This is a genomic window from Streptomyces sp. NPDC000134 (assembly GCF_042899225.1).
In the GTDB taxonomy this organism is placed as follows: Bacteria; Actinomycetota; Actinomycetes; order Streptomycetales; family Streptomycetaceae; genus Streptomyces.
This window is the reverse complement of the sequence record NZ_JBIAZN010000009.1, coordinates 197,531-224,336: the sequence shown is the minus strand read 5'-3', so window position 1 is coordinate 224,336 and position 26,806 is coordinate 197,531. Positions and strand designations below refer to the sequence as shown.

The window sequence follows — 26,806 nt, the reverse complement described above, 5'->3', positions numbered from 1 at the left end:
TCGCCAGGGTCCGCCAGGGTGCGCCAGATGGTGTGCCAGGGCCGGACGGGTGTCGAGTAGGAACGCGCCACCCCGACCCGGTCACCGTGAGGGCACTCCCCAGGGTGGTCCGCGGCGGCCGGGCGGGCGGCGCGATCGCTGACCGACCGACGGCTCAGGCAGGCACAGCAGGTACGCGAAGGGATTTGTCTCGCCCATGTACGCAGCATCGACCTCCGTGTCCGTCCCCACCCGCACGCCGTACCCCCGCCCCGCGGGGAGCGGACCCTACCTCGCCCCCGCGCGTCCGGCGTCTCCCGTGCTCGGGGCGGGCAGGACACGGCGCGTTCCGGCGCCGGGCGGCCCACCGCTGAGCGGGAGGATCGACGTGTCCGGCCCGCAGGGCACCCAGTTGCGTACGGCGATCGCCGCGGTGCACCGGATCTGCCCGGAGTTCGCTCCGGTGCAGGTGCTGCGCCGCACCGGGCGGTCGGTGCTGCTGGTCGGGACGACCGGGCGCGCCACCGCCGTGGCCAAGTGCCTGCTGGACCACTCCCCCGCGTGGGCGGAGCGCAGTCGGCACGAGATAGCGGCCTACCGCTCGTTCGTCCGGCAGCGCCCGCCGGTGCGGGTGCCGAGGCTGATCGCGGCGGACCCGGACCACTGCACACTCGTCATCGAGCGGATGCCGGGGCGGGTGGCGGCCCTGCTGCGCCACCCCCTCCAGACGCCGCCGCACGCGGACATCAGGGCCGCGCTCGGCGCCATCTGCCGGCTCAACGCCTGGCGGCCCCCGGCGGGCACCTTCGACGCCCCGCTGGACTACGCGGCGCGCATCTCCCGCTACCACGAGCTGGGCCTGCTCACCGACCGGGACCTGGGCGACCTGCAGAAGCTGCTGCACGGCATCGCCCACGCGGCCGGACGCCAGGGCATGGGCCAGTTCTGCCACGGCGACGCCCTGCTGTCCAACATCCTGATGTCACCGGCCGGACCGGTGCTGGTCGACTGGGAGCACGCGGGCTGGTACCTGCCGGGGTACGACCTGGCGACGCTCTGGACGGTGCTCGGGGACGCGCCCGGGGCCCGGCGCCAGATCAGCCAGCTCGCCCAGTCGGCGGGCCCGGCCTCGCGGGACGCGTTCCTGGTGAACCTGATGCTGGTCCTGACCCGCGAGATCCGTACGTACGAGACGGCCGTGCAGCGTTCGATGCGCGACACGGCCCCGACGGCACCGGGTCCGGCCCAACCGGGTGCCGCGCCGTCCGGCGAGGAGCAGCGGCTGCTGCTGCGGCGGCTGCACGACGACTGCCAGTTGGCCCGCCGGGCGGTGCGCGCGGCGGTCGGCACCCGCTGAGGGGGACGGAGGTCCGCGGAGCGCCCGGCGTGGCGCGCCGCGGACCTCTGCCGCGTGCCCGCGTCCCCCTCGCACCATTGGCGTACGCCACTGGCGTCATCCCCGCATCCCGGCTGGATGATTGACGGAACGTCGGACCGGCGGGTACCACTGACGGACACCCGGCCCCGGCCGCCCCGACACACCCCGTCGTCCCAGGAGGCCGCATTGCGAGGTTCCGTCCCCGGCCCACCGTCCGCCACCGACTCCTCATCCGCCACCGGCTCCCCCGGCGGCATACGCCCGCGTGCCACGGCCACCGCCGTCGCCGCGGCGGCGCTGCTGCTGCCGCTGCTCGGCGCCGCCCCCTCCCCCGCGCGGCCCGCCGGCGCCGCGCCCGCCCCCGACCGGCTCCAGCGGGCCTTCGCCGCGGCGGCGGCCGAGTACCACGTCCCGCGCAGCGTGCTGCTGGGCGTCTCCTACCTCCAGTCCCGCTGGGACACGCACGGCGGCGCGCCGAGCGTGACCGGCGGCTACGGCCCGATGCACCTCACCGACGCCCGCACCGCCCTGGCCCGCGCGTCCTCGCACCACGACGAGGGCGCCGAGGACCCGCGCGGCGACGACGCCCGCCCCGCGCCGCGCCCGGAGCCCCGGCCGGCGGAGCCCGCCGCCGTACCGGCCCGGCTGTCGACGCTGCCGAGGGCGGCCGAACTGACCGGGCTGAGCCCCGAGGCGCTGCGCACCGACCCGGCCGCCAACGTGGCCGGCGGCGCCGCGCTGCTCGCCGACGCGCAGCGGCGACTGGGCGGGCCGGCGAGCACCGACCCGGCGGACTGGTACGGGGCGGTGGCCCGGTTCTCCGGCGCCGACGACACCGCGACGGCGGCGGCCTACGCCGACGACGTGTACGCCGTGATCCGCGCCGGTGAGCGGCGCACCACGGACGGCGGGCAGCGCGTCACCCTGCCCGCGAGCCCCGAAGTGGCGCCCGAGAGAGACCTGTTGGCGCGGACGGGGCTCCGGTCCGCCGAGGCGGCCGGCACCGAGTGCCCGCCGACGGTGTCCTGCGAGTGGGTGCCGGCGCCGTACGAGGAGTTCGGGGACGGCGACTACGGCAACCACGACCGGGCCGACCGGCCCGCCTCCCAGCCCGTCCGGTACATCGTCGTGCACGACACGGAGGGCACCTGGGACGGTGTCCTGAACCTGGTCCAGGACCCCACCTACGTGTCCTGGAACTACTCCCTGCGCTCCACCGACGGCCACATCGCCCAGCACGTGAAGACCAAGGACGTGGCCTGGCACGCGGGCAACTGGTACGTCAACGCGGGCTCGGTCGGCCTGGAGCACGAGGGCTTCCTCGCCGATCCGGACGCCTGGTACACGGAGGCGATGTACCGCTCGTCGGCGAGGCTGGTGAAGTACCTGGCGAAGAAGTACGGCATCCCGCTGGACCGGCAGCACATCCTGGGCCACGACAACGTGCCCGGACCGACCGCGTCCGCCGTCCCCGGCATGCACACCGACCCGGGCCCGTACTGGGACTGGGCGCACTACTTCCGGCTGCTGGGCCGCCCCTTCCACCCGACCGCCGGGAAGCACGCGGACGTGGTCACCATCCGCCCCGATTACGCGTCGAACCGGCCGGTCTACACCGGGTGCGCGAGCGCCGGCGTGCCGTGCCCGGCGCACGGTTCCGGCGAGGTGCGGCTGTACTCCGACCACGACGAGGAGGCGCCGCTGATCCGGGACACCGGCCTGGGCACGACTCCCGGTACCGGCGTCAACGACCTGTCGTCCCGGGTCTCCACCGGCCAGCAGTTCGCGGTCGCCGACCGGTGGGGCGAGTGGACGGCCATCTGGTACCTGGGGCAGAAGGCGTGGTTCCGCGACCCGCCCGAGCGGCCGGCGGCCGTGCCCGCCAAGGGCAGGCTGGTGACGCCCCGGGACGGTCTGGCGAGCGCCCCGGTGTACGGGAGGGCGTACCCGGAGGCGGCGGCCTATCCGGCCGGGGTGCCCGTCCAGTCGGTGTCCCCGCTGCCGTACCGGCTGCCCGCGGGTCAGGCGTACGTGGTGGGTGACGAGGTCCCCGGCGAGTACTACTACGCGGTGACCTACGACGAGGAGTCGCACCGGGTGGTCAGGGGCCGGGACCGGTACTACGAGATCCAGTACGGGCACCGCGTGGCGTTCGTCCGCGCCGCCGACGTGGAGACCGTCGGCTGAGGGCCTGTCGTCAGCCCTGCTGGAAAAGCTCCGCCGGGAGCGGCTTCAGCAGGGCGTACAGGTCGTCGGTGATGGGGCGGTCCCAGGCGGCGATGGTGACCAGGACCTGGTCGCTGCGGTCGAACTGCACACAGGAGATGCGGCTCTCGGAGAGCTTGAGGCGGCGCACGATCAGCAGGTTGTCGCCCTGCATCACCGGGGTGTCCTCGGTGCCGACGACGGTGACCTCCTCGTCGTTCTCCAGGGCCAGCAGCAGTTGGGCGACCTCGAAGGGGACCTGTCCCTCGGGCACCTCGCGGGCCGGGGAGCCCACGGGCAGGTTCCCGATGATCATGGCGGGGCCGCGCCCGCCGAACAGGTCGTACCGCAGGAAGACGCCCTGGCAGGTGCCGTCGGGGGCGGGCAGCAGGCCGGCGCCCAGATTGCCGGGCCAGTCGCCCGGGTCCATGGCCAGTACGTCGAAGTCGGGCCCGGCGGGGGTGGCACTGCGGCGGCGGAGGAACGACATGCCGCCCATGGTACGTGGCCGCGCCCCCCGGACGGTGTGCGACCGGTGTCTCACTCCCGCGGCGGGGACGGCGGGACGACCGCGACGGGGGCCGCCGCGTGCAGCAGTACCGCGTGGGTGACCGAGCCCAGCATGCGGGCCGGTGCCAGCAGGCGCCGCCGGTGCCGGCCGACGACCACGAGGTCGGCGTCGCGGGAGGCGGCGACCAGGTTGCCGGCGGCGTCGCCGGGGACCACGTGCGGCTCGGCCCGGACGCCGGGGTGCCGTTCGCGGTACGGGGCGAGGAAGCCCTCGGCGAGGACCCGGGTCTCGCTCTCCACGGCGGCCTCGTCGATCACCGGCGGCACGACCTGGCCGGGGGCGGTCCAGGCCGGCACCGGCCACGGGTAGGCGGCGACGGCCTGGACGCGGGCGCCACGCGGCTCGGCCTCGGCGAAGGCGAAGGCGAGGGTGGCGTCGTCGGGGCTGTCGACGTGCAGGCCGACGACCACGCGGGGGCCGGGCTCGGGCGGAACCGCCCCGCCGGGCACCTCGCGTCCGGGACGCGGTACGACGACGACGGGGCACTCGGCGTCGCGGGCGGCGGCCAGGGAGGTGGAGCCGAGCACCAGGGTGGCGAAGCCGCCGCGGCCCCGGGAGCCGAGGACCAGGAGCTGGGCGTCGGCGGAGAGTTCGGGCAGGACCGCGCCGGGGAAGCCCTCGACGGTCAGGTACTCGGTGCCGGGCGGTTCGCCGCCGGCCCGGAGGTGGGCGCGGGCGGCGTCGAGGACCGGGTCCTCGTCCGGGTCGGGCGGGGCGACGGCGATGATGTCGGGCCGGCCCCACACGGCGTACTGCCGTACGTGCGCCACCCGCAGGGGTGCCGCGCGCCCGAGGGCGGCGTCCCGCGCCCGGTCCAGGGCGCGCAGGCTGTCGTCCGAACCGTCCACCGCGGCGACGACCGGCAGGGTGCTCATGGGTTCTCACCTTCCGGAGTGCGTCCCCCCTCCGGGCGCCAGCCTCGCTCAGGCGCCGGCCCCGGGCGGGTGCCCGGGGCCGCGTGTCCGGAAAATCGCCGGGGAACTCCGCCGGTTCGGCCGGTCCGCCGCGGGCGGCGGGCCGCGGTCAGGTGAGGTCGAACTCGCCGCCGCGCGCTCCCGAGACGAAGGCGCCCCATTCGGCGGGGGTGAAGATCAGGGAAGGGCTCTCCGGGCGGGTTCCGTTGCGCATGGCGATGAAGCCCTCGACGAAGGCGATCTGCACATCCCCCAGACCTCCGCTGCTGGACTGCCAGTGCGCGTCGCTCAGATCCAACTCCGGCTTGTCCCAGCCCCTCGGCGGGCGCTGGTGGGTGGTGGTCTCGGCCACGTCCGTGCTCCTCCCGATCGCGTCGTCCGCGGGCCAGCCTAGCGATCGGCCCGGGGCGCGGACAGGCCGCGCGGCGCGGACCTTTCAGGCGGTGGCGAAGCGGTTCCGCAGCTCCCGCTTGAGGATCTTGCCGCTGGCGTTGCGGGGCAGCGCGTCGGCGAACAGGACGCGCTTGGGCGCCTTGAAGGCGGGGAGCCGTTCGCGGGCGTGCGCGAGCAGTTCGGCCTCCGTCACCTCGCCGCGCCGGACGACGACGGCGGTGACCGCCTCGATCCAGCGTGGGTCGGGCAGCCCGATCACGGCGGCCTCGGCGACGCCGGGATGGGTGTAGAGGGCGTCCTCGACCTGGCGGGAGGCGACCAGGACGCCGCCGGAGTTGATGACGTCCTTGACCCGGTCGACGATCGTGAAGTAGCCGTCCGGGTCGCGCACCGCGAGGTCGCCGGAGCGGAACCAGCCGTCGCGGAAGGCCGCGGCGGTCTCCTCGGGCTTGTCCCAGTAGCCCTCGCACAGTTGCGGGGAGCGGTAGACGATCTCGCCGGGGGTGCCGTCGGGCACGTCCTGGCCGTCCTCGTCGACCACCCGGGCGTCGACGAAGAGCACGGGCCGGCCGCAGGAGTCCAGCCGGCCCTCGTGCTCGTCGGGGCCGAGGACGGTGGCGAGGGGGCCGATCTCGCTCTGTCCGAAGCAGTTGTAGAAGGCGAGCCCGGGGAGGCGGGCGCGCAGCTTCTCCAGGACGGGCACGGGCATCACCGACGCCCCGTAGTACGCCTTGCGCAGGCCGCCGAGGTCCCTGGTGGCGAAGTCGGGGCGGCCCGCGAGGCCGATCCACACGGTGGGCGGCGCGAACAGGCTGTCCACCCGGCCGGCCTCGATCAGATCCAGGAGGCGGTCGGCGTCGGGAGCCTCCAGGAGGACGTTGGTGGCGCCGACGGCGAGGTAGGGCAGCAGGAAGACGTGCGTCTGCGCGGAGTGGTAGAGCGGCAGCGCGTGCGCGGGGCGGTCCCCGGCGCGCAGGTCGAGGGCGGTGATGGCGCTGAGGTACTCGTGCACCAGGGCCCGGTGGGTCATCATCGCGCCCTTGGGCAGCGCGGTGGTGCCGGAGGTGTAGAGGAGCTGCACCAGGTCCTCGGAGCCGGGTTCCGGGCCGTCGAAGGCGGGCGCGGTGGCCAGCCGGTCCAGGAGGCAGCCGTCGGCGTCGCGCAGCGGCAGGGCGGGTACGCCGGCCGGGAGCCGGCCGGCGAGGGCGGGGTCGGTGAGGACCAGCGCGCTGCCGGACTGGCCGACCAGGTACGCGAGGTCGTCGCCGGTGAGGTTCTGGTTGACCGGGACATGGACCAGGCCGGCGCGGGCGCAGGCGAGGAAGGCGATCAGGTAGGCGTCGGAGTTGTGGCCGTAGGCGCCGACCCGGTCGCCGGGGGCGAGTCCCTCGGCGCGCAGCACGCCCGCCGCGCGGGAGACGGCGGTGTCGAGTTCCTGGTACGTCCAGGTGCGGTCGCCGAATTTCAGGGCGGTCCGCGCGGGGGTCCGGCGGGCGCTGCGGCGCAGCACTCCGTCGACGGTGCTGCCGTGTCCGGGCGTCATGACGGTGATCCTCGGCCGGGGACGGCGGCGGGTCAAGACGCGTACGGTGCCGGTCACGGCGGGTCAAGGCGCGCACGGCCCGGGTCGCGGCCGGTCAGGACGCGTACGGTCCCGGTCACGGCGGTCACGACGTGTCCGGTCCCTTGACGACCGGTCAGGAACGGTCGGTGTCATGGCACTGACACGGCTGATACCGGTTGGTACGCTCGACCGCTCCCGAAGGAGGCTCCTCGATGGCGACGGGCGAACAGCACACGGGCGGACTCACCCGGCGGCAACTGGGCGCGGGCGCGCTGGCGTTGGGCGGGGCGCTGACGATCGGCCCGTTCGCGGCCGGGCCCGCCGCGGCCGTCGCCCCAGGGGTCCGGCGGACCACCCTGCGGCACGGCCCGGCCGAGCGGGCCGGGCTGCTCCCGGAGCATCTGCGGCGCCTGGTCACCGACGCCGAGGCGTTCCTCGGGCCGTCCCCCCGGCACTCGTGGTACGCGGGGGCGGTGCTGCTCGCCGGGCGGGGCGGCACGGTCGCGCTGCACGAGCCGATCGGCATGGCGGTGCGCTACCGGGCGTACGACGAGACGACGGACACCGGTGTCGAGTTCCCGGCGGCCGAGCAGATCCCGATGACCAGGGGGACGGTGTTCGACCTGGCGTCGGTGTCCAAGCTGTTCACCTCGCTCCTCGCCGTCCAGCAGATCGAGCGGGGCAGGCTGGACCTGGAGGCGGCGGTCGCCTCGTACCTGCCGGAGTTCGGGCGGGCGGGCAAACAGGAAGTGACGATCCGTCAGCTCCTGACGCACACCTCGGGGTTCCGGGCCTGGGTCCCGCTCTACACCTCGCCGACGTACGAGGAGAAGGTGCGGCGGATCTACGACGAGGCCCCGGTCAGTCCGCCGGGCACCGCCTACCTCTACTCCGACCTGAACCTGATCTCGCTCCAGTTGGTCCTGGAGCACCTCACCGGCCGCGCCCTGGACACCCTGCTGCGCGAGGAGATCACCGGCCCGCTCGGGCTGCGCCGCACCCGCTACAACCCGCCCGCCTCCTGGCGGCCGTCGATCGCGGCCACCGAGGACGCCCGCGCCCCCTGGTCCGGGCTGGACCGGGGCCTGGTGTGGGGCGAGGTGCACGACGAGAACGCCTTCAGCCTGGGCGGGGTGGCGGGGCACGCGGGGGTGTTCTCCGACGCCTGGGACCTCGCGGTCCTCGGCCGCACCCTGCTCAACGGCGGCCGGTACGGCCGGGCGCGGGTCCTGCGGCCGGAGTCGGTGGAGCTGATGTTCACCGACTTCAACACCGCCTTCCCCGGCGACGAGCACGGCCTCGGCTTCGAGCTGTACCAGCACTGGTACATGGGCGCGATGGCCACCCCGCGCACCGCCGGGCACACCGGCTTCACGGGCACCTCGCTGGTGCTCGACCCGACCACCGACTCGTTCCTGGTGGTGCTGGGCAACTCCGTGCATCCGGTGCGCACCTGGCGGTCCGGTTCGGCGCCCCGGGTGGCGGCGGCCAACGATCTGGCGCGGGCGGTGCCGGTCCGGCCCGCACGCGGACGCACCGCGTGGTTCTCGGGGATGGCGAGCGCGGCGACGGCGACGCTCACCCTGCCCGCGCTGGACACCTCGGCGGGCGGTGCCCAACTGCGCTGCGCGCTGTGGTGGGACACCGAGCCGGGCGCGGACGCCCTGGTCCTGGAGGCCACCGGCGACGGCGGCGCGACCTGGCAGCCGGTGCCGTTCACGGTCTCCCGGCCGGGAGCGGCGCCCCAGGAGCGTCCGGCGGGTTCGGTCAGCGGCTTCTCCGGCCGCCTCTGGCACCGGCTGACCGCCGCCCTCCCGGCCGCCCGGGGGCTCGCCCTGCGCTGGCGGTACACGACCGACCGGCTGTACGTGGGCCGCGGGGCGTACGTGGACGCGCTGCGCGCCGAGTCGGCCGACGGCGTCCTGTTCGACGAGGCCCGCCGCGCGGACGCGGCCCGGATCGAGGCGGTGGGGTGGACGCGGTCGGCCGACTGAGGCGGGGCCGTCCTACTGGTTGAAGACGGCCTTCTGGACCTCGTTGGGCCCGTCGAAGTTGTCCTGCTTCAGGCCGTCGAGGCGGCTGACGACCTTGTCGTCGGCCTTGTTCTTGCGGGCGCGGTCGACGAGCGACTTCTTGTCCGCCGGGTAGTCCATGCCGCTGAGGGCCTTCTGCAGGTCGATGGGGCTGAGGTCGGCCATGACGGCCTCCTTGTCGTACGGGTCGGTGGTCCGGGGTCCGACGGGGCGCACCCTCGGACGTACGGAATGTCCGCTATGTCGCGGTACCCCGCCCGGCGCGGCGCATGCGCCCCGGCCCTCGGTCCCCCGCGTCCGCCAGCACCGCCATGGCCGCGTTGTGCCCCGGTACGCCGCTGACCCCGCCCCCGCGCACCGCCCCCGCGCCGCACAGGAACACATTGGGGTGACCGGTCTCCACGCCCCAGCGGCCGGTGCCCTCCTGGGCGTAGGGCCAGGACAGCTCGCGGTGGAAGATGTTGCCGCCGGGCAGCCCCAGCTCGCGCTCCAGGTCCAGCGGCGTCTTCACCTCCACGCAGGGCCGCCCGTCCGCGTCGGTCGCCAGGCAGTCGGCGAGCGGCTCGGCGAGCCGGTCGTCGAGCTGGGCCAGGGTCGCCTCCAGCAGAGCGGCGCGGACGGTGTCGTGGTCGCCGGTGAACAGCCGGGCCGGGGTGTGCAGGCCGAACAGGGTGAGGGTGTGGTGGCCCCGCGCGGCCAGGTCCGGGCCGAGGATCGTGGGGTCGGTGAGCGAGTGGCAGTAGATCTCCGAGGGCGGGGCGGCGGGCAGCTCACCCGCGGCGGCGCGGGCGTGGGCGGCGGCGAGCTGGGCGTAGCCCTCCGCCACGTGGAAGGTGCCGGCGAACGCCTCCCGGGGGTGCACTTCGGGGTCGCGCAGCGCGGGCAGCCTGGTCAGCAGCATGTTGACCTTGAGCTGGGCGCCCTCGGCGGGCGCGGGCGCCGGGCCGCCGGTCAGTTCCGCCAGCGCCCGCGGGGAGGCGCCGACCAGGACGTGCCGGGCGGCGACGGTGCCCTCGCCGTCGGCGGTGCGGTAGGCGACCTCGGCGGTCCGCCCGTCGGTGTCGACGCGGACCGCCTGGTGGCCGGTGGCGAGCACGGCTCCGGCCGACCGGGCGGCGGCGGCCAGCGCGTCGGTGAGCGCGCCCATCCCGCCGACCGGCACGTCCCAGGCGCCGGTGCCGCCGCCGATGACGTGGTAGAGGAAGCAGCGGTTCTGTTTCAGCGTCGGGTCGTGGGCGTCGGCGAAGGTGCCGATCAGGGCGTCGGTGAGGACCACTCCCCGGACCAGGTCGTCGGCGAAGTACTCCTCGATCGCGGCCCCGACCGGCTCCTCGAACAGGGCCCGCCAGGCGTCCGCGTCGTCGACCCGGCGGCGCAGCTCCTCCCGGGTGGGCAGCGGTTCGGTGAGCGTCGGGAAGACCCGCCGGGCGACGCGGCCGGTCATGCCGTAGAACCGCCGCCAGGCCGCGTACTCGCGCTCGCCGCCGGTGAGCCGGGCGAAGGACTCCCGGGTGCGCCGCTCGTCCCCGCCGACCAGCAGCCCCGTCGGCCGGCCGGCCCGTTCCACGGGGGTGTACGAGGAGATGTCCCGGGTGCGGACGCGGAAGTCCAGGCCGAGGTCCCGGACGATCTTCCGCGGCAGCAGGCTGACCAGGTAGGAGTAGCGGGACAGCCGGGCGTCGACGCCGGGGAAGGGCCGGGTGGACACGGCCGCGCCGCCGGTGCGGTCCAGGCGTTCGAGGACCAGGACGGAGCGTCCGGCGCGGGCCAGGTAGGCGGCGGCGACCAGGCCGTTGTGGCCGCCGCCGACCACGACGGCGTCGTAGGCGCGGGTTCCCCGGTGCGTGGTCATGGCTCTTGGTAGCACGCGGTGATCGCCCCCGCCAGGGGGTCTACGGCCGGAGCCGGTGCGGCGCCGGACGGGTGTCCGGGCCGAGCCGCGCGACGGCGGTCAGGATGTGCCGGGGCGGCAGTTGCCAGCGCACCCGGGCGGGGATCGCGCGCAGCGCGGCGCCGGTGCGGCGCAGATGGCGGGTGACGGTCCCCGGGTCGGGCGCGGGCCTGCCGTACAGCGCGTGGGCGTACGGCGGCAGGGAGCCGTAGGCCAGGTCCGCGGCCCGCCGCCACAGCAGCTCGCGGGCCGGGACCAGCGCGCGGGGCACGGGCGGGCGGCGCAGGAAGGCGTCCACCTCGCGGGCCTCGGGCCCGGCGGCGAGTTCGGGCCGCACCCGCTCGAAGTAGGCGGCCAGGGCGGCGCGGCTCGCCGGGACCCCGGCGGGGTCGAGGCCGACCAGGCGGGCACCGGCGCGGTGTTCGGCGAGATAGCGGTCGGCCTGGGCGTCCGTGAGCGGGAACCCGGAGCGGCGCAGCACGTGCAGGTAGGAGCCGACCTCGGCGCAGTGCACCCAGAGCAGCAGCGCGGGTTCGTCCACGCCGTACCGCTCGCCGGTGCCGGGGTCGACGGCGCTCAGCGCGCGGTGAATCCGGCGGACCCGGGCGCCCGCCTCCTGAGCCGCCCGGGTGGTGCCGTACGTGGTGGTGCCGACGAAGCGCGCGGTGCGCAGCAGCCGGCCCCAGGCGTCCCGCCGGAAGTCGCTGTTCTGCATGACGCCGCGCACCGCACGCGGGTGCAGGGCCTGGAGGTACAGCGCGCGGACCCCGGCGATCCACATCATCGGGTCGGCGTGCGCCTGCCAGGTCACCGATCCGGGGCCGAACAGCCCGGGATCGCCCCGCTCGCCCGCGCCGTCGCCGGCCGGGCCCGTACCACCGGTCAGGGAGGCTGCCATGCCGTGAGGTTAGCCCCGCCGCGCGGGCGGGTCAGCGCAGGGTGGCCAGGAAGTCCCCGCAGGCGCGGGCGCAGTCCCGGCACGCCGCCGCGCTGTCCTCGGCGCCCGGCTGCCGGTCGAAGACCTGGGCGCTCTCCAGGCACACCTGCCGGCACCACTCCACCTGGGCGCGGATCGCCGCCTCGTCCACCTGGGTCTGCTCCGACAGCACCCGGCAGGTGGCGTCGCACACCTCGGCGCACATGATGCCCTTGCGCCGCACCTGTTCCTGGTTCTCGCCCCCGTCCGGGTCCACGAGGCTCGCCCGCAGCGCACAGGCCCGCGCACACTCCGTGCACGCCTGCGCGCAGGCGAAGCGATCCTCGAGAAACTGGAAAAGCTCCGCTTGAGAAGTCGTCGTAGTCACACGGCGCGGGTAGCCGCCGTACCGGCCGCCAAACCCGCCGAGCCCAGTGATGCCAAGGGGTGTGGACCGCTTTCCGGTTCCCTCGCCGGGCATCCGGGGTGCTCCTGTCGTCCCGGCGTGTCCACCGCCTTTCCGTTTGTGCCGGGCCGTTCGCGGACGACCAGGCGGGAGCCGCTCGGCGCGGTCCGCGGGGCCGACCGTTCGCGGACCCGGTCCGCCCGGCCGGGCCGAGCAGGTTGACGGCCCCGGCCCGGGGTACCCGCGGGTCATGAGTAGCGCATGGATGAACCAGGCCGCGACCACCGGCGCCATGGGCGTCGGGCTGGTCGTGGCGGCCGTCGTGGTCGTGGCCCTGCTGATCGGCGCCTTCGCGGTCGGCATCCGCGTGAAGCGCCGGGAGGCGCCGCCGCCCCGCCCCGAGGAGCAGCCGCATCTGCCCGAAGGGGGCCCGGTCCGGGAGATCCGCGAGATGCGGGAGCCCGAGGAGGTGCCGCGCAGCGACGAGCGGCTGCTCCCGCACGAGCTGAAGCGGCAGGGCAGCCGGTCCGCCTCCGGGCAGGAGCGGCGCCGCTGGGACGAGGGCAGCAGCGGTTCGTTCGGCAGCGGCGGCCCCGGCGGCGGCCGCTGACACGACGTCACCGCGCCGACGTGGGCCGGTGACGCGTCCGGCGGTCGGTCGCACGGGTGTCGCCCGCGATCGCATGTGAGCTGCCGCTGAGGGAACCGAAGACAGGGTGAGGGCCCGCGCCACGCGCGGGCCCTCACCCTTATTTGCACACTCCTGGGCAACAAACTAGCCTGCACATCGATGGGCAAGTAACTGTCTTCCTAGGAGCCCCCGCGATGCCGCTTCTCACCGGCACACCCGTCGACCGGCAGGCCGGGCCGTACGCCCGGCGCTGGTGGGCGCTGGGCGTGCTGTGCCTCAGCCTGCTGATCGTCGTCATGGCCAACACGTCCCTGATCGTCGCCGCCCCGGACATGACCCGGGACCTGGACCTCAGCAGCAGCGACCTGCAATGGGTCATCGACGGCTACACCGTCCCCTACGCCGCGCTGATGCTGGTGCTCGGCGCGATCGGCGACAAGTACAGCCGCCGCGGCGCCCTGGTCGCCGGACTCCTCCTCTTCGCCGCCGGGTCGGTCGCCGGCAGCCTCGTGGACCGGACCGGACTGGTCGTCGCCGCCCGCGCGGTGATGGGCGTCGGCGCCGCCGTCGTCATGCCGGCCACGCTCTCGCTGCTGGTCGCCACCTTCCCCCGGGCCGAGCGGGCCCGCGCGATCACCGCCTGGACCGCCACCTCCGGACTCGCCATAGCCGTCGGCCCGCTGGTCGCCGGCTGGCTCCTGGAGGACCACTCCTGGGGGTCCACCTTCCTGATCAACGTGCCGGTCGCGGTGGTCGCCGTCGTCGGCGCGCTGACCCTGGTGCCGCCGTCCAGGGCGGCGGAGTCGGGCCGGATCGACTACGTCGGCGGCCTGCTGTCGATCGTCTCCGTGGGCTGCCTGGTCTACGCCGTCATCGAGGGCCCGCACTTCGGCTGGGGCACCGGCCCGGTCGCCGCGGCCGTCGTCGCGGGCGCCGGACTGATCGCCTTCACGCTCTGGGAGCTGCGGCACCCGCACCCGATGCTGGACGTCCGCCGGTTCGCGCTGCGCCCGTTCAGCGGCTCGATGATCGCGGTGCTGTTCTTCTTCTTCGGCGCCTTCGGCTCGATCTACTACGCCACGCAGTACCTCCAGTTCGTCCTCGGCTACGGCCCGCTGCAGACCGGCGTCCGGCTGCTGCCGCTGGCCGGCGCGGTGTTCGCCGGGGCCGCGGTGACCGGCCGGCTCGCGCCGCGGGCCGGGGTACGCATCACCGTGGTCTGCGGCATGGCCGTCGGCACCGCCGCCGTGCTGCTGCTCGCCCTGATCGACAAGGGCGCCGCCTACGGCGACTTCCTGCCGTCGCTGCTGCTGCTCGGCTTCGCCATCGGGCTCAGCGTCTCCCCGGCCACCGACACCATCATGGGCTCCTTCCCCGAGTCCCAGCTCGGCGTCGGCGGCGGCGCCAACGACACCTCGCTGGAGCTGGGCGGCTCGCTCGGCATCGCCGTCCTGGGCTCCCTGCTCGGCACCGCCTACGCGGACGAGCTGGCCCGCCTGGTGGGCGGCAGGCTGCCGGGCGGCGCGCTGGACGCGGCGAAGGAGTCGGTGGGCGGCGGGCTCGCGGTCGCCGAGCAGGTCGCCCGGGACCCGTCGGCGGGGCCCGCCCAGGGCCAGGCGCTGGCCGACGCCGTGCACGAGTCCTTCGCCCACGGCGTCGCCCGGACCAGCCTGGTCGGCGGCATCGTGATGGCCGTCGGCACGCTGATCGTCCTGCTGGTGCTGCCCGGTCGGAAGAAGACCGCCCTCAGGGACGGATGACGGCGCGGACGCAGCCGTCCGTCTTCTCCTTGAACAGCTCGTACGCCTTGGGCGCCTCGTCCAGGGAGAGGGTGTGGGTCGCCAGGTGGGCCGTCTCCAGCTCACCGGCGGCCAGCTTCTCCAGCAGCGTCGGGATGTAGCGCTGGCCGTGCATCTGGGCACCGCGCACGGTGAGCCCCTTGTTGATGACGGCGCCGAGCGGGAACTTGTCGACGGCGCCCGCGAACACGCCGAGGATGAACACCGTGCCGGCCTTGCGGCAGGCGTGGATGGCCTGGCGTACCGCGGTGGGCCGGTCGGTCTGCAGCCGGAGCTGCTGCTTGGCCTGGTCGTACAGGTGCGCGGGGCCGTCGCTGTGGGCCTCCATGCCGACCGCCTCGATGCATACGTCCGGGCCCCGGCCGCCGGTGCGTTCGCGCAGCTCGGCGGCGATGTCCGTGCGGGTGTAGTCGAGGGTCTCGGCGCCCGCGTACCGCTCGGCCATCGCCAGTCGTTCGGGGATGCGGTCGATGGAGACGACCCGTTCGGCGCCCTTCAGTATCGCGGCCCTGGCGGCCATCTGGCCGACCGCGCCGCAGCCCCAGACCGCGACGACGTCGCCCGGTTTGACGCCGGCGAGGTCGGCGCCCATCCAGCCGGTGGGCACCGAGTCGGAGACGAACAGCGCGCTGATGTCGTCGACGCCCTCGGGGACCTTGAAGGCGCCGTAGTCGGCGAAGGGCACCCGGACGTACTCGGCGTGGCTGCCGCGCAGGCCGCCCATGGCGTGCGAGTAGCCGAAGATCCCGGCGGTCTCGTAGCCGAACAGGGCCTGGCCGATGCCGGGGTTGGTGTTGCTGTTGTCGCACAGGGACCACAGGTCGTTGGCGCAGTACCAGCAGCGTCCGCAGCCGATGAACGAGCAGACCACGACCCGGTCCCCCACCTGGTGGCGGCGCACCCCGGGCCCGGTCTCCACGACCTCGCCGAGGAACTCGTGGCCGATGACGTCACCGGCCCGCATCGCCGGGATGTAGCCGCCGATCAGATGCAGGTCGGAGCCGCAGGTGGTGCCCGCGATCAGCCGTACGATCATGTCCTGGTCGTTGCGGAGTCCAGGGTCCGGGACGTTCTCCACGGACAGTTTGTTCACGCCTTCCCAGCACAGCGCCTTCACAGCACTCCCTCCCCTCCGGCTCGGCGGGTGAACATCTCGACCAGCTTGCCGCCCGGGGTCGGGCGGGTGGTCGGCGGCGCGTCGGGGAGCAGGATCTCCCCGGCCTCCAGCAGGGCCTTGGTCCGGCGCAGCGCGAGCCGCAGGTCCTGCCGCGGGTCCTCGCCCGCGAGCCGGGCCGGCAGCGAGGTCGCCGGGGCCGGGGGCGGCTCCGTCAGCCGTGCGGCCAGTTCGGTGCCGCGGTCGCCCGGGGCCGGGCGGACCCGTACCTCGATCTCGCCGGGGAACCGGGCCAGCGGTTCGGGCAGGTCGTCCGGCCTCACCTCGGCGGGCGGCCGGTTGACCGTCACCGTGAGCCACCTGTCGCCCGCCCGGTCGTCGGCCGTCCGCCCGGACCGTGCCTTGCGCACCGCCGCGACCGAGGCGGCGGCGACCGGAATCGTCCACCACACCTTCTTCATGGGCTGTCCTTCGCTCGGCACCTGTCCGTCACCGTCCCGCGGCGGGTTTCCCGGCCCGGGGAGACGAAACGGCACCCGCCGCCCCGGCCGGGGGCGGGCCGGGGCGGGGCGGCGGGTGCCCGTGGTGGCGGGGGACTCAGCGGTCTCCCATGGCCTTGCGGACGGCGTCCTTGGTGCGGTCCATCAGGGCGGCGACCGGGCCGAGTGCCATGTTCTTGGCGCCGGACTCCACGCCCGGGTGCGGGCGGGTGGGCGCCATGGCCTCGGCGGCCTTCAGCGCGCGGGCCATCGCGGCCAGGTTGGCGGTGTCGGCGCTGCGCCGGATGTGGGTGAACTCGTAGCGTTCCTCCGCTCGGGCGTGCCGCTGCACATCGCTGCGCAGCGCCATGAGCCGGGGCATGAACTTGGGGTCGTCGGTGTCCATCTCGTCCAGCGCGGCCAGGGTCTCCTTCGCCGCGCGTTCCTCGGCGAGCCGGTCCTCGACGACCGCTTCGCCGCCCGGCAGGGCCCGCCGGGCGAAGGGGTGGACGACCTCTTCCTCGGCCGTCTCGTGGACGGCGAGCAGCCGCACCAGACGGCGGAAGGCGTCCTGGCGCTCCTCGCCCGAGGCGGCCTCGACCTCGTCGAAGAGGTTGCGGATGTCGCCGTGCTGCCGCATGAGCAGGGAGACGACGTCGTCGTCCGCGGCGTGGTCGTCCCCGGCGTGCGGGGTGTGCAGCTCGCTCATGTCGTCCCCCCTCACTTCTCGCGCATCGCGGGGTCGGGGTGCGCGCCCTCGGACTGCACCCGGTACTCCCGCCCGAACATCTGGTCGTGCTCGGCCATCACCCGGTCGCTCGGCGGGGCCTCGCCGCCGTGGATCTGCTCCTGCATCCGCTCGAACCGCTCGTGCGCCTCACGGACGTATCCCGCGCCGAGCGTGGTCAGGTCCATCTGAGTGTCGAGGAGTTCGCGCAGGTACTGCTTGTTCGGCTCGAAAGTGAGCACGTTGGGCAGCTCCGGTGCCAGGACCTGCTGGGGGTCGCGGCCGTCGTGGCGGCGCATCAGGTCGCAGGCGATGTGCAGGTGCTCCAGCTCCATGTTCAGGTGCAGCTCCCAGATCGCCTTGACCTTGGGGTCGCTCTCCTGCTCCATGAAGGAGTAGTACAGGTAGCACTCGTTGTACTCGTGGTTGACGAGCTGCTCCCACCAGGTCTCCCCCGGGTCCACCAGGGATTCGTAGTGGGTGACGTGCTCCTCCTCGATCAGCCCGATCTCCTGGTACAACTGGCGGGCGATCGGCTCCATGTAGGTGGGGCCGGTGTTCATGTAGAAGTTCATGGTCTGCTGCTCGGTCGACATGATCGTCAGCGCGTGCAGCTTGGACAGCGGGTTCGTCGTGTCCTTGTCGTACGGGTCACGGACGTTGTCGACCGGGTCGCGGTGGTGGAACCGGGTGGGCCGGCCGGGCATGACCTCGGTGAGGTTGTCGACGATCGCCTCCGCCTTGCGGTGTTCGATCATCTCGTACAGGTTGGCGTACCGGTACAGGTGGTCGAAGTCCTCCAGCACGCCGAACTGGTACGCCTGCTTCAGGTACGGGTCCGGCTCCATCCGGGCCACCCAGGCCGTCAGGTCCACCGCGACCTGCTCGTAGGCGATGGTGGTCTCCAGCACCGAGGAGACGCCGGGCAGCAGCCAGTTCACGGCCTTCTGCTGCTGGGCCTCGATGTACCGGGTGCGGGCCAACTGCCGTTTGATGTCGGGGTCGGGACAGTGCCGGGCGAACTGGTGGCTGAAGAGGATCGCCTCCACCTCGATGCCGTTCATGGTGATGATCCGGCACCGGGTGTACGGGTCGCACCGGTCGGGGTCGACGGGTTCCACGTTCAGCTCACGCCAACTGCGCGTCTGGCGGTCGAGCGGGATGCCCCGCTGCTCCAGTGGGTTGAAGGTCATGGGGGGATGCCTCCTGGCAACGAGAGGGAGGTCGCGCTCGGGGCGGGGGGGTACCCCGTTGCGGACGGACGGCACGGACCTTTCTTCGCAGTCTGTCCGCTGTGGACCGGTTCGGGCCATCCCGGACACCCATGGGTGGCGGGGTTCCCTCTGCTGGGTCAACCGGCGCGACGACCCGCTCGCGCGGCGGCCTCAGCCGCCGGTCGCCAGGTGCGCCCCGGGCGGGCGGGCCCCGGCGGGAGTGCCGGCGGCGGGGCCCGCGGCGCCGGCCGGGGTGGCGCCGTCCGGCCTACGGTGGTACGCGAGGGGGAACGCGGCGTCGTAGGCGATGCGGACGACCGGGCTCTGGACGCGGTAGGTGAACGCCGAACCGTCCCCGTACGTACCGGCGCAGTGGAAGTACGTGTCGTCCAGGTGCCGCTCGATCTCCCGCATCCGTGCCCGGCCGGACCCCTCGCCCCGGCCGCCGAGGTGCGCCTCGGCCAGGTCGAGCAGGAGCCGCCGCTGCCGGTGGTCCAGGTCGGCGCCCCGCACGCCCGGGATGGCGTCCGGCCCGGCCCCGGCGATCGGGCCGGTGCCGCCCTTGCCCCCAGTGCGGAGCGCGGCGGCGAGCTGGGCGGTGTCCAGGGAGCGCAGCAGCCGCAGACCGGCCGTCTCCTCGCGGCGGAGGGGGCGGCGGTCGCCGTCGTACGGGGTGTCCGGGGCTCCGGGGTCCTGGACGGCGGGGGTCATGACGACCTGGTCGCCGAGGACGGAGTAGCCGAGGACGAGGCGGCGTCCCGTCAGCCGGAAGCCCCACGCCTCCGCCGTCGACGGGGTGCCGAGGATCGTGAGCCGGTAGGCGTCCTCGGCGAGGGCCCGGCCGGTGCGGCCGAGGAGCCGGTCGAGCCCGGGGACGCCGGTGGCCCGTTCCAGGCCGGGTGCCGTCAGCGCCGCCTTGAGCAGTGTCGCGCCGAGCGCGTACTGCTGACCGGTCAGGTCGCGCAGGGCGAGGCCGTGGCCATCGTCCGGGCCGGCGCCGGCCCGGACGCGCCGCCGGCGGGCGTCGGCGTCGAGGAGGGCGGCGGCCCTGTCGCCGGGGGCGAGCGAGTCGAGGAAGGCCAGCGCGGCGCGGACCACGGCAGTGGTGGCGACGCCGCTGGAATGGAGCGCGTACCGCTCACCGGGGGCGGTGCCGTCCGTGCCGCCGCCGACGGCGCCGTCGCGGGCCGTGGTCTGTCCGTGGCCGCCGCCGGCCGGCAGGACCGAGGGGCCGGTGCTCGCGGCCGGGGCGGCCGGGAACCGCCGACGGGAACGGTGGACCGCCCGGGTGCGCGGCATGTGTCCGTGCGTTGTGTTCACCATGCCGTACACGGTGCCGCCGGCACCTGGGAATCGGCTGGCAACCACCCTGCAAATCCCTGAGAATTCCCGCCGGTTCGGCGCTGCGGGGTGCCCGGGGTGGTGTGGCCGGATGTCGTCAGGTGCCGGTGGTGACGTACTGCGCCATCGTCCTGCTCGGCTCCCTGGGCGCGGCGGCCTGATGACGGCGGGTCAGCAGGTCAGGCGTGCGTCCGCCCAGTCGGCGTGGTCGGAGTCGACGCCGTCGCCGCCGTCGGTGACGACGAGCCGGACCACCTGGGCACCGGTGACGTCGGCGGTGAGCGACTGGGCGGGCATCGCGTTGGTGAGGACGCCGGTGGAGGCGACCTTGGTGCCGTCCGCCCAGATCTCGAAGGCGGCGGTGCCCGCCGTGCCCTTCTCGTCGTCCACGCCGACGTCCGCGGTGACCCGCTCGCAGGACTCGCCGGTGTAGAAGGAGACGTCGCTGGGCGCGTGGACGCCGAGGCCCTTGGCGTACGCGGTGCCGCCGAGGGTGATCGGGTTCCCGTCGCCGGCCGCCTGCTCGCCGTTGCTGGCGTCGCGCTCCACCGGCCCCCAGCCGTTGGTGGCCGACAGCCACGGCCGGTCGCTGAGGTACGACGTGCCCGAGGGCGGCGGTACGACGACGGTCGCGGTCAGCGGGACCTCGGTGGCGACCGGCGTCCCGGACGGCGAGCGGTAGCTCGCGCGCAGGGTGAGGCCGTAGGTGCCGGCCGGTGTCCCGGCCGGCGCGGTCACCCGCCACTTGGCGCGCAGCGACTTCCCCGGGGCGAGGACGGGGGCGGTGGTCGCGGAGACGGGCCGTACGGTCCAGCCCTCGGGGCCGGTCAGCGACACGGACACCCGGCGCGCGGCGGTGCGGCCGAGGTCGGTGACGGTGCCGGTCAGTGTGGCCGGGGTGGCCGCCTGGAGGAACGGGTCGCCGTCCAGGCCGAGTTCGACGGCCGGCGGGTACGCGGCCCAGCGTCCGTCGGCCGCGATCCGCAGCAGGACCGTGCCGTGCGCGGGGACGGTGGCGGCGATGGTGCCGGCGGTGTGGGTCGTGCGGTGCCGCCACAGGTCGCGCTGCGTGTAGGCGGCGGCGTCCGGCAGGCCGACGGCACCGGCGGTGGTGGCGATGCGCTGCGCGGTGTCGGACTCGTTGAAGAGGGCCACCGCGACGCTGCCGTCCGCCATCTCCTTGGCGACGACCCAGCGTCCGCCGCCGGAGGAGACCACCTCGCCCTGCTTGCCGAGCGGGTCCTGGTCGACGGCGATGACCTCCTTGTTGCCCAGGATGTCGAAGGTCTCCTGGGAGGCGGTGCGCAGGTCGGCGCCAATCAGCAGCGGGGCGGCCATGATCGACCACATCGAGAAGTGCGAGCGGTACTCGGTGTCCGTCATGCCGCCGTTGCCGACCTCCAGCATGTCGGGGTCGTTCCAGTGGCCGGGTCCCGCGTACGGGGCGAGCGGGAGGTTGCGCTTGAGGATCTGCAGCATCGAGCCCCAGTTGTCGCTGATGTCCCCGGTGGTCCGCCACAGGTGACCGACGTCCGCGGCCCACTCCCAGGGCCGGTTCTGGCCCCATTCGCAGATGCTGTAGACGATGGGCCGCCCGGTCGCCTTCAGGGCGTCGCGCATCGTCTCGTAGCGCTGTCTGGCGTCCACGCCCTGGTTGTTGCAGTTGTCGTACTTCAGGTAGTCCACGCCCCAGTCGGCGAACTGCCGGGCGTCGCTGTACTCGTGGCCCAGGGCGCCCGGGAAGCCCGCGGTGTTGCAGGTCTTGGTGCCGGCGCTGGTGTAGATGCCGAACTTCAGCCCCTTGGCGTGGACGTAGTCGGCCACCGCCGCGATGCCGTTGGGGAAGCGCGCGGGGTCGGGCACCAGCTTGCCGTCGGCGTCGCGCTGCGGCAGGGCCCAGCAGTCGTCCAGGTTGACGTACTGGTACCCCGCGTCCTTCAGGCCCTTCTCGACGAAGAGGTCCGCGATGCCCTTGACCATCGCCTCGTCGAAATCGGCGCGGCAGTGGGTGGAGTTCCAGTTGTTGAAACCCATCGGCGGGGTGAGGGCGAGGCCGTCGGCCAGGGCCGGCGCGTCGTCGGCGGGGGCCGCCAGGGCCGGGGTCGCGAGGCCCGCCGCGCACAGCATGCCCGCGGTGAGCGCTCCGGCCACGGTGCGGCGGATGGTGCGGGTGTGAGAGTCACGCATCGTCGTCGTTCCTCCGACTCGCAAGGAGATCTGATGACATTTACGCGTCATCGGTGTGCGTTCACGGTAGGAGCTGTCCGACTGTGTTGGGAAGGGAGCCGACAGGCATGGGGATGTGTGGGTTTTCGCCGCGCGTGACCTTCGCGGCGCGAGGGCCGATACTTCCCGGAGCAGCCCCGCACGCTCATCAGGAGGTACCCGTGAAGATGCTGATCAACGTTCCGGAGACCGTGGTCGCCGACGCGCTGCGGGGGATGGCGGCGGCCCATCCCGAGCTGACCGTGGACGTCGAGAACCGGGTGATCGTACGGCGGGACGCCCCCGTGGCCGGGAAGGTCGCGCTGGTCTCCGGCGGCGGCTCGGGGCACGAGCCCCTGCACGGCGGCTTCGTGGGGCCGGGGATGCTGTCGGCGGCCTGTCCGGGCGAGGTGTTCACCTCCCCGGTGCCGGACCAGATGGTGCGCGCGGCGGCGGCCGTGGACAGCGGCGCCGGGGTGCTGTTCGTGGTGAAGAACTACACCGGCGACGTCCTCAACTTCGACATGGCCGCCGAACTCGCCGAGGACGAGGGCATCCAGGTCGCCAAGGTGCTCGTCGACGACGACGTGGCGGTGAGCGACAGCCTCTACACGGCCGGGCGGCGCGGCACCGGTGCCACCCTGTTCGTGGAGAAGATCGCGGGCGCGGCGGCCGAGGAGGGGCAGCCGCTGGAGCGGGTGGAGGCGGTCGCCCGGCAGGTCAACGACAGCTCCCGCAGCTTCGGCGTCGCGCTGGGCGCCTGCACCACGCCCGCCAAGGGCAGCCCCACCTTCGACCTGCCCGCCGGGGAGCTGGAACTGGGCATCGGCATCCACGGCGAGCCCGGCCGCGAGCGGCGCCCGATGATGACCGCCGGGGAGATCGCCGAGGCCGCCGTCGACGCGATCCTCGCCGACGTCCGACCGCGCAATCCGGTCCTGCTCCTGGTCAACGGCATGGGCGCCACCCCGCTGCTGGAGCTGTACGGCTTCCACGCCGAGGTGCAGCGGGTGCTGGCCCGGCGGGGCGTCGCCGTCGCCCGGGTGCTGGTCGGCAACTACGTCACCTCCCTGGACATGGCGGGCGCCTCGGTGACCCTGTGCCAGGCCGACGAGGAGCTGCTGCGGCTGTGGGACGCGCCGGTGAGCACGCCGGGCCTGCGGTGGGGCAGGTGACGGGGGCGACGGACGGGGAAGGGACCGGGACGTACCTACCAGGCAAGGAGATCCAGTGCTCGACGCCGACTTCTTCCGCCGTTGGATGACGGCGACCGCCGCGATGATCGACCGCGAGGCGGACCGGCTGACCGACCTCGACTCGCCGATCGGCGACGCCGACCACGGCAGCAACCTCCAGCGCGGGTTCACCGCCGTGCGGGCCACGCTGGAGCAGGAGGGCCCCGGCACGCCGGGGGCGGTACTGACGCTGGCCGGGCGCCGGTTGATCTCCACGGTCGGCGGCGCCTCGGGGCCGCTGTACGGGACGCTGCTGCGGCGGACCGGCAAGGCGCTCGGGGACGCCCCCGAGGTGAGCGAGGAGCAGTTGGCCGAGGCGCTGCGTACCGGGGTGGAGGCGGTGCGGACGCTCGGCGGGGCCGCGCCGGGCGACAAGACGATGATCGACGCGCTGGTGCCGGCGGTGGACGCCCTGGGAAAGTCCTTCGGCGCGGCACGGGAGGCCGCGCGGGCCGGGGCGGAGGCGACGACGCCGCTGCGGGCCCGCAAGGGACGGGCCAGTTATCTCGGGGAGCGCAGCGTCGGGCACCAGGACCCCGGTGCCACCTCGGCCGCGCTGCTGATCGCCGCACTGGGGGAGGCCGCCGGTGAGTGACGCTCGCACCGTGGGGATCGTGCTGGTCTCGCACAGCGCCGAGGTGGCCGCGTCGGTGGCCGAACTGGCCAAGGGGCTCGCGGGCGGTGGCACCCTGGTGCCCGTCGCCGCGGCGGGCGGCACCGAGGGCGGCGGGTTCGGCACCAGCGCGGACCTGGTGGCGGCGGCCGCCGCCACCGTGGACCGGGGCGCCGGGGTCGCCGTCCTCACCGACCTCGGCAGCGCGGTCCTCACCGTCAAGGCGCTGCTCGCCGAGGGCGACGAACTCCCGCCGGACACCCGCCTGGTGGACGCCCCGTTCATAGAGGGGGCGGTGGCCGCGGTGGTCACGGCGGCCACCGGCGCGAACCTCGACGCCGTGGAAGCGGCGGCGTCGGAGGCGTACGACTACCGCAAGAGGTGAGGCCGGGCGGGACCGGGGTGGGGGCCTTCACTCCAGTCCTGCCGCCGCCGCGGTGAGTGCCTCGCGCAGGGTCGCCGACAGGTCCGCGCGGGCACCGTCGGCGGGCGGGGTCGCGCCGTGCCAGGCGTGGTGCTCGACCGCCACCCGCAGGGCCGCGTTGAGCATCGCCGCCTGGACGGCCGGACGCAGATCGCCGGGGGGCAGCCCGGCGCGTTCGGCGAGGGCGCGGGCGAAGGCGGGCTCGGCCTCGTCGTGGGTCTGGAGCCAGACCGCCCGCAGTCCCGGTTCGGTACGTGTCAGCCGGACCAGGGCGCCGACCGTGGCGGGGTCGGGGCCGAGCAGCGGACGGTCGCCGTCCGTGCCGTCCCGGCCGAAGTCGATCGCCTCGCCCAGGGGCTGCCCCGGACGCCAGTGCCGCAGCGCGGCGGCGATCACCTCGACGCCGGCCGTCAGCAGCGGCCGTACACAGCTCTCCTTGCTCGGGAAGTAGCGCCACACCGTCCGCGCCGAGACGCCGACCGCGCGCCCGATCTGCTCGCCCGTGGTCGCGGCGACCCCCTGGGTCACGAACAGGTCCACGGCGGCGCGGGCGATCTCCAGCCGGATCTCCGCCTTGCGCCCCTCGGTCAGGGGTGGTCGTCCCGTGCGTCCGCGCGCTGCGGTCATGTCGTTCGTCGCCCCTCGGTGCGGTCGGCCACTCGGTCGGTCACTGTGGCGCGATTCTCCCCCATGACTTTTTGTCGCTGCGTGACACAAAGACGTAGGGTGCGGGAGGCAGGGCGCGGCGCCCTGCCCCGGAGCGAAGGAGCACCACATGACCGGCGGACGCAGTGTGATCGTGACGGGGGCGGGTTCGGGGATCGGGCGGGCCGCCGCGCTGGCCTTCGCGGCACAGGGCGACCGGGTGGTCGTGGCGGACCTGGACGCGGACGGCGCGGACGCGGTGGTCGAGCGGATCGGACAGGCGGGCGGCACCGCGGTCGCCGTCGCCGGCGACCTCGGTGAGCAGGAGGTCGTCGACCGGGTGACGGCGACGGCGGTGGAACGGTTCGGCGGGGTGGACGTCCTGGTGAACAACGCCGGGATCATGGACCGCATGTCGGCACTGGCGGACGTGTCCGACGCGGAGTGGGAGCGGGTGCTGCGGGTGAATCTGACCGCCCCGTTCCTGCTCACCCGCGCCGTGCTGCCGCACATGCTGGCGGCGGGCGGCGGCGCGATCGTGAACACCGCCTCCGAGGCCGGCCTGCGGGGCAGCGCGGCGGGCGCGGCGTACACCGCCTCCAAGCACGGTGTGGTGGGGCTGACGAAGAACCTCGCGGTCATGTACCGCAAGCAGGGCATCCGGGCCAACGCCATCTGCCCCGGCGGCACGGCGACCGCCATCTCCGTCGACGCCGAACAGGGCGCACACGGTCCGGCGACAATCGGCGCGCACTTCGTCAACCTCGGGCGGGTCTCGCAGCCGGAGGAGCAGGCGGCGGCGATCGTGTTCCTCGCCTCGGACGCGGCGAGCAACATCAACGGCGCGATCCTGCCGGTGGACGACGGCTGGTCGGCGGTCTGACGGGGCGTCGGCACCCGGTCGCCGCCCGGCGGTGAGCCGCCGCCGCCCGGCCGCCGCTCCACCGGCCGGCCGCCGCTCCACCGGCCGGCCGGCGCCCGGCCCTCTCCGACGAGCGGTCACCGTCCGGCCCGCGCCCGGCGGCCGGCCCGTGCTCAGTTCCCCCCGATCAGGCGGCGGGCCAGTCGCTCGCCCGTGCGGGACGCGGCCCGTCGGTCCTCGATGGGCTCGACGCGGCTGTTCTCGAAGACGATGTACGTCACCCCGGAGGGCACCCCGCCGCCGCGCGGGTCGGCCGGGATGCCGAGGGAGGCCGCCAGGGCGTACGAGCCCTCGCCGATGACGCCGCGCGGCCCGACGTCCCCGACGACCGCGTACCGCACCCGGTCCCGGTACACCACGGCGGCGGCCGAGCCCCCGCGGACGCCGTGCGCCCGGTGGTCCCAGCGGCCGTCGGGCGCGGGTACGACGATGTACGGCAGGCTTTCGGCGTCCAGCGGGCGGCCGTCGGACCCCGGGTAGGCCGTGGCGGCGGTGAAGTGCGGGTCGGTACGGCCGTTGCAGCGGGCGCCGGCCCGGCCGTCGCAGTCGATGTCCAGGTCCGCCGTCCAGAACACCGCCCCGGAGGTCCCGCAGACCGGGACGTCGGCGGGCGCCCCGGCGTCGGTGCGGAACCGGCCGCGGGAGACCGGCCGGCAGTCGCGCACCGCGGCCAGCAGGTCGGCGGCGCGGACCGGTCTCTCGTCGGCGACCGGGGCACGGACCACGGGCCGGGGCTGCGCGCGGGCGGGCGGCGGGGCGTGCGCCGGGGTCCGGGGCTGGGTCGGCGGCGGGGCGGCCGGAAGCGTCGTGGGGGCGAGCAGGGCCGCGCTGGCCGCGACGAGCGTCAGCGACTGGACACGCACCATGGATCTCTCCTGGGGACGTCGGCGGGGAACGGACGGGCACTGCGCCTCATCTGTTGCCGCATCGCCCGCGCCCGCATCCCGGGAGGGGCCGGACGGCCCAAGGGCCCGCCCCGCGAGGGGCGGGCGACCCGAGCCTCGCGGCTCCGGCCGCCCGCGCCGGCGCGGGAACAGCGACGACAGCGGCCCGCGCCACCGGCCGAACTCCCCCAGCGACCCGGGGACTTGACCGTCGGACGAGTCAGCATACGTAACCCCGCCGGGCGCCCACCAATCACCACCCCTTGATGTGATCGCGTCAGTGACGCATATTGGTCCGGACCATTGCCGCCGTGAGCCGTCCG

At 74.6% G+C, this 26,806-nt stretch carries 25 protein-coding genes; 9 read left to right on the top strand and 16 right to left on the bottom strand.

All coding sequences use genetic code 11. From position 1 onward, the window contains the following. The first annotated feature begins 196 nt into the window (after window positions 1-196). The gene (locus ACFY32_RS15950; protein ID WP_359199226.1) at window positions 197-1,336 is read left to right on the top strand and encodes an aminoglycoside phosphotransferase family protein; all 1,140 of its coding nucleotides are present in this window, start codon (window positions 197-199) and stop codon (window positions 1,334-1,336) included. Between the two features lie 207 nt (window positions 1,337-1,543). Beyond that, window positions 1,544-3,544, top strand: coding sequence for an N-acetylmuramoyl-L-alanine amidase (locus ACFY32_RS15945; RefSeq protein WP_390674478.1), 2,001 nt, complete (start codon window positions 1,544-1,546; stop codon window positions 3,542-3,544). Window positions 3,545-3,554: 10 nt separating this feature from the next. Here ACFY32_RS15945 and ACFY32_RS15940 read toward each other — a convergent pair whose 3' ends face one another. From ACFY32_RS15940 to ACFY32_RS15925, 4 genes are all read right to left on the bottom strand, one after another. After that, window positions 3,555-4,052 carry a hypothetical protein gene (locus ACFY32_RS15940; protein ID WP_359199229.1) on the bottom strand — a complete coding sequence of 166 codons (498 nt, stop codon included), beginning with the start codon at window positions 4,050-4,052 and terminating at the stop codon, window positions 3,555-3,557. A 50-nt stretch (window positions 4,053-4,102) separates the two neighbouring features. Then, the gene (locus tag ACFY32_RS15935; protein ID WP_390674477.1) at window positions 4,103-5,008 is read right to left on the bottom strand and encodes a universal stress protein; all 906 of its coding nucleotides are present in this window, start codon (window positions 5,006-5,008) and stop codon (window positions 4,103-4,105) included. 148 nt (window positions 5,009-5,156) lie between these two features. Beyond that, window positions 5,157-5,399 (bottom strand): DUF397 domain-containing protein, encoded by a 243-nt coding sequence (locus ACFY32_RS15930; RefSeq protein WP_390674476.1) that lies wholly within the window; start codon window positions 5,397-5,399, stop codon window positions 5,157-5,159. A gap of 84 nt (window positions 5,400-5,483) precedes the next feature. Continuing rightward, window positions 5,484-6,983 carry an acyl-CoA synthetase gene (locus ACFY32_RS15925; protein WP_390674475.1) on the bottom strand — a complete coding sequence of 500 codons (1,500 nt, stop codon included), beginning with the start codon at window positions 6,981-6,983 and terminating at the stop codon, window positions 5,484-5,486. A 233-nt stretch (window positions 6,984-7,216) separates the two neighbouring features. Between ACFY32_RS15925 and ACFY32_RS15920 the strand changes: the two genes are divergently transcribed. Further along, window positions 7,217-8,998 (top strand): serine hydrolase, encoded by a 1,782-nt coding sequence (locus ACFY32_RS15920; RefSeq protein ID WP_390674474.1) that lies wholly within the window; start codon window positions 7,217-7,219, stop codon window positions 8,996-8,998. A gap of 12 nt (window positions 8,999-9,010) precedes the next feature. Here the strand turns inward: ACFY32_RS15920 and ACFY32_RS15915 are convergent, their stop codons facing one another. From ACFY32_RS15915 to ACFY32_RS15900, 4 genes are all read right to left on the bottom strand, one after another. Continuing rightward, window positions 9,011-9,202, bottom strand: coding sequence for a DUF2795 domain-containing protein (locus ACFY32_RS15915; RefSeq protein WP_359199244.1), 192 nt, complete (start codon window positions 9,200-9,202; stop codon window positions 9,011-9,013). A gap of 73 nt (window positions 9,203-9,275) precedes the next feature. Next, on the bottom strand, window positions 9,276-10,889 hold the full coding sequence (locus ACFY32_RS15910; RefSeq protein ID WP_359199247.1) for an NAD(P)/FAD-dependent oxidoreductase: 1,614 nt from the start codon (window positions 10,887-10,889) through the stop codon (window positions 9,276-9,278). A gap of 40 nt (window positions 10,890-10,929) precedes the next feature. Continuing rightward, on the bottom strand, window positions 10,930-11,826 hold the full coding sequence (locus ACFY32_RS15905; protein WP_359199250.1) for an oxygenase MpaB family protein: 897 nt from the start codon (window positions 11,824-11,826) through the stop codon (window positions 10,930-10,932). A gap of 31 nt (window positions 11,827-11,857) precedes the next feature. Then, window positions 11,858-12,232, bottom strand: a complete 375-nt coding sequence (locus ACFY32_RS15900) for a ferredoxin (protein ID WP_359199253.1) — start codon at window positions 12,230-12,232, stop codon at window positions 11,858-11,860. A gap of 268 nt (window positions 12,233-12,500) precedes the next feature. Here ACFY32_RS15900 and ACFY32_RS15895 point away from each other — a divergent pair, with 268 nt between their 5' ends. Both ACFY32_RS15895 and ACFY32_RS15890 read left to right on the top strand, forming a co-directional pair. Continuing rightward, window positions 12,501-12,860, top strand: coding sequence for a DUF6479 family protein (locus tag ACFY32_RS15895; RefSeq protein ID WP_359199256.1), 360 nt, complete (start codon window positions 12,501-12,503; stop codon window positions 12,858-12,860). 215 nt (window positions 12,861-13,075) lie between these two features. Beyond that, the gene (locus ACFY32_RS15890; RefSeq protein WP_359199259.1) at window positions 13,076-14,641 is read left to right on the top strand and encodes an MFS transporter; all 1,566 of its coding nucleotides are present in this window, start codon (window positions 13,076-13,078) and stop codon (window positions 14,639-14,641) included. On the opposite strand, the gene ACFY32_RS15885 is transcribed toward ACFY32_RS15890, so the two are convergent. From ACFY32_RS15885 to ACFY32_RS15860, 6 genes are all read right to left on the bottom strand, one after another. After that, complete coding sequence (locus ACFY32_RS15885) at window positions 14,628-15,797, bottom strand: zinc-dependent alcohol dehydrogenase (RefSeq protein WP_390674473.1); 1,170 nt, start codon at window positions 15,795-15,797, stop codon at window positions 14,628-14,630. The genes ACFY32_RS15890 and ACFY32_RS15885 overlap by 14 nt on opposite strands. Continuing rightward, window positions 15,794-16,255 carry a hypothetical protein gene (locus ACFY32_RS15880; protein WP_359199264.1) on the bottom strand — a complete coding sequence of 154 codons (462 nt, stop codon included), beginning with the start codon at window positions 16,253-16,255 and terminating at the stop codon, window positions 15,794-15,796. Before ACFY32_RS15880 ends, ACFY32_RS15885 begins: the two co-directional genes overlap by 4 nt. 136 nt (window positions 16,256-16,391) lie before the next feature. Next, window positions 16,392-16,982 carry a hemerythrin domain-containing protein gene (locus tag ACFY32_RS15875; RefSeq protein WP_359199267.1) on the bottom strand — a complete coding sequence of 197 codons (591 nt, stop codon included), beginning with the start codon at window positions 16,980-16,982 and terminating at the stop codon, window positions 16,392-16,394. 11 nt (window positions 16,983-16,993) lie between these two features. Continuing rightward, window positions 16,994-18,193: a hypothetical protein gene (locus ACFY32_RS15870; RefSeq protein ID WP_359199270.1), complete on the bottom strand. Its 1,200-nt coding sequence runs from the start codon at window positions 18,191-18,193 to the stop codon at window positions 16,994-16,996. Between the two features lie 192 nt (window positions 18,194-18,385). Then, window positions 18,386-19,537, bottom strand: a complete 1,152-nt coding sequence (locus ACFY32_RS15865) for a DUF3500 domain-containing protein (protein WP_390674472.1) — start codon at window positions 19,535-19,537, stop codon at window positions 18,386-18,388. A 189-nt stretch (window positions 19,538-19,726) separates the two neighbouring features. Further along, complete coding sequence (locus tag ACFY32_RS15860) at window positions 19,727-21,742, bottom strand: NPCBM/NEW2 domain-containing protein (RefSeq protein ID WP_390674471.1); 2,016 nt, start codon at window positions 21,740-21,742, stop codon at window positions 19,727-19,729. A 200-nt stretch (window positions 21,743-21,942) separates the two neighbouring features. Between ACFY32_RS15860 and dhaK the strand changes: the two genes are divergently transcribed. Genes dhaK through ACFY32_RS15845 form a run of 3 tightly spaced genes read left to right on the top strand, consistent with a single transcriptional unit; the run spans window position 21,943 to window position 23,993 of the window. Then, a complete protein-coding gene (gene dhaK / locus ACFY32_RS15855; protein WP_359199277.1) occupies window positions 21,943-22,935 on the top strand; it encodes a dihydroxyacetone kinase subunit DhaK in 993 nt (330 codons plus the stop codon). Window positions 22,936-22,990: 55 nt separating this feature from the next. Next, window positions 22,991-23,590, top strand: a complete 600-nt coding sequence (gene dhaL / locus ACFY32_RS15850; RefSeq protein ID WP_359199280.1) for a dihydroxyacetone kinase subunit DhaL — start codon at window positions 22,991-22,993, stop codon at window positions 23,588-23,590. After that, window positions 23,583-23,993, top strand: coding sequence for a PTS fructose transporter subunit IIA (locus ACFY32_RS15845; protein WP_359199283.1), 411 nt, complete (start codon window positions 23,583-23,585; stop codon window positions 23,991-23,993). The genes dhaL and ACFY32_RS15845 overlap by 8 nt, the downstream gene beginning before the upstream one ends. Window positions 23,994-24,020: 27 nt before the next feature. On the opposite strand, the gene ACFY32_RS15840 is transcribed toward ACFY32_RS15845, so the two are convergent. Then, window positions 24,021-24,659 carry a TetR family transcriptional regulator gene (locus ACFY32_RS15840; RefSeq protein ID WP_359199285.1) on the bottom strand — a complete coding sequence of 213 codons (639 nt, stop codon included), beginning with the start codon at window positions 24,657-24,659 and terminating at the stop codon, window positions 24,021-24,023. Between the two features lie 148 nt (window positions 24,660-24,807). Between ACFY32_RS15840 and ACFY32_RS15835 the strand changes: the two genes are divergently transcribed. Continuing rightward, the gene (locus ACFY32_RS15835) at window positions 24,808-25,560 is read left to right on the top strand and encodes an SDR family NAD(P)-dependent oxidoreductase (protein WP_390674470.1); all 753 of its coding nucleotides are present in this window, start codon (window positions 24,808-24,810) and stop codon (window positions 25,558-25,560) included. A 152-nt stretch (window positions 25,561-25,712) separates the two neighbouring features. Here the strand turns inward: ACFY32_RS15835 and ACFY32_RS15830 are convergent, their stop codons facing one another. Beyond that, the gene (locus ACFY32_RS15830) at window positions 25,713-26,462 is read right to left on the bottom strand and encodes a glycoside hydrolase family 75 protein (protein ID WP_359199399.1); all 750 of its coding nucleotides are present in this window, start codon (window positions 26,460-26,462) and stop codon (window positions 25,713-25,715) included. Between the last annotated feature and the right edge of the window lie 344 nt (window positions 26,463-26,806).

Bases quoted from the DNA above. Each gene is read 5' to 3' on its own strand.
- ACFY32_RS15950 (WP_359199226.1), top strand. From the start codon at position 197: ATGTACGCAGCATCGACCTCCGTGTCCGTCCCCACCCGCACGCCGTAC.
- ACFY32_RS15940 (WP_359199229.1), bottom strand. From the start codon at position 4,052: ATGTCGTTCCTCCGCCGCCGCAGTGCCACCCCCGCCGGGCCCGACTTC.
- ACFY32_RS15935 (WP_390674477.1), bottom strand. From the start codon at position 5,008: ATGAGCACCCTGCCGGTCGTCGCCGCGGTGGACGGTTCGGACGACAGC.
- ACFY32_RS15925 (WP_390674475.1), bottom strand. From the start codon at position 6,983: ATGACGCCCGGACACGGCAGCACCGTCGACGGAGTGCTGCGCCGCAGC.
- ACFY32_RS15920 (WP_390674474.1), top strand. From the start codon at position 7,217: ATGGCGACGGGCGAACAGCACACGGGCGGACTCACCCGGCGGCAACTG.
- ACFY32_RS15915 (WP_359199244.1), bottom strand. From the start codon at position 9,202: ATGGCCGACCTCAGCCCCATCGACCTGCAGAAGGCCCTCAGCGGCATG.
- ACFY32_RS15910 (WP_359199247.1), bottom strand. From the start codon at position 10,889: ATGACCACGCACCGGGGAACCCGCGCCTACGACGCCGTCGTGGTCGGC.
- ACFY32_RS15905 (WP_359199250.1), bottom strand. From the start codon at position 11,826: ATGGCAGCCTCCCTGACCGGTGGTACGGGCCCGGCCGGCGACGGCGCG.
- ACFY32_RS15895 (WP_359199256.1), top strand. From the start codon at position 12,501: ATGAGTAGCGCATGGATGAACCAGGCCGCGACCACCGGCGCCATGGGC.
- ACFY32_RS15890 (WP_359199259.1), top strand. From the start codon at position 13,076: ATGCCGCTTCTCACCGGCACACCCGTCGACCGGCAGGCCGGGCCGTAC.
- ACFY32_RS15880 (WP_359199264.1), bottom strand. From the start codon at position 16,255: ATGAAGAAGGTGTGGTGGACGATTCCGGTCGCCGCCGCCTCGGTCGCG.
- ACFY32_RS15875 (WP_359199267.1), bottom strand. From the start codon at position 16,982: ATGAGCGAGCTGCACACCCCGCACGCCGGGGACGACCACGCCGCGGAC.
- ACFY32_RS15870 (WP_359199270.1), bottom strand. From the start codon at position 18,193: ATGACCTTCAACCCACTGGAGCAGCGGGGCATCCCGCTCGACCGCCAG.
- ACFY32_RS15865 (WP_390674472.1), bottom strand. From the start codon at position 19,537: ATGGTGAACACAACGCACGGACACATGCCGCGCACCCGGGCGGTCCAC.
- ACFY32_RS15860 (WP_390674471.1), bottom strand. From the start codon at position 21,742: ATGCGTGACTCTCACACCCGCACCATCCGCCGCACCGTGGCCGGAGCG.
- ACFY32_RS15840 (WP_359199285.1), bottom strand. From the start codon at position 24,659: ATGACCGCAGCGCGCGGACGCACGGGACGACCACCCCTGACCGAGGGG.
- ACFY32_RS15835 (WP_390674470.1), top strand. From the start codon at position 24,808: ATGACCGGCGGACGCAGTGTGATCGTGACGGGGGCGGGTTCGGGGATC.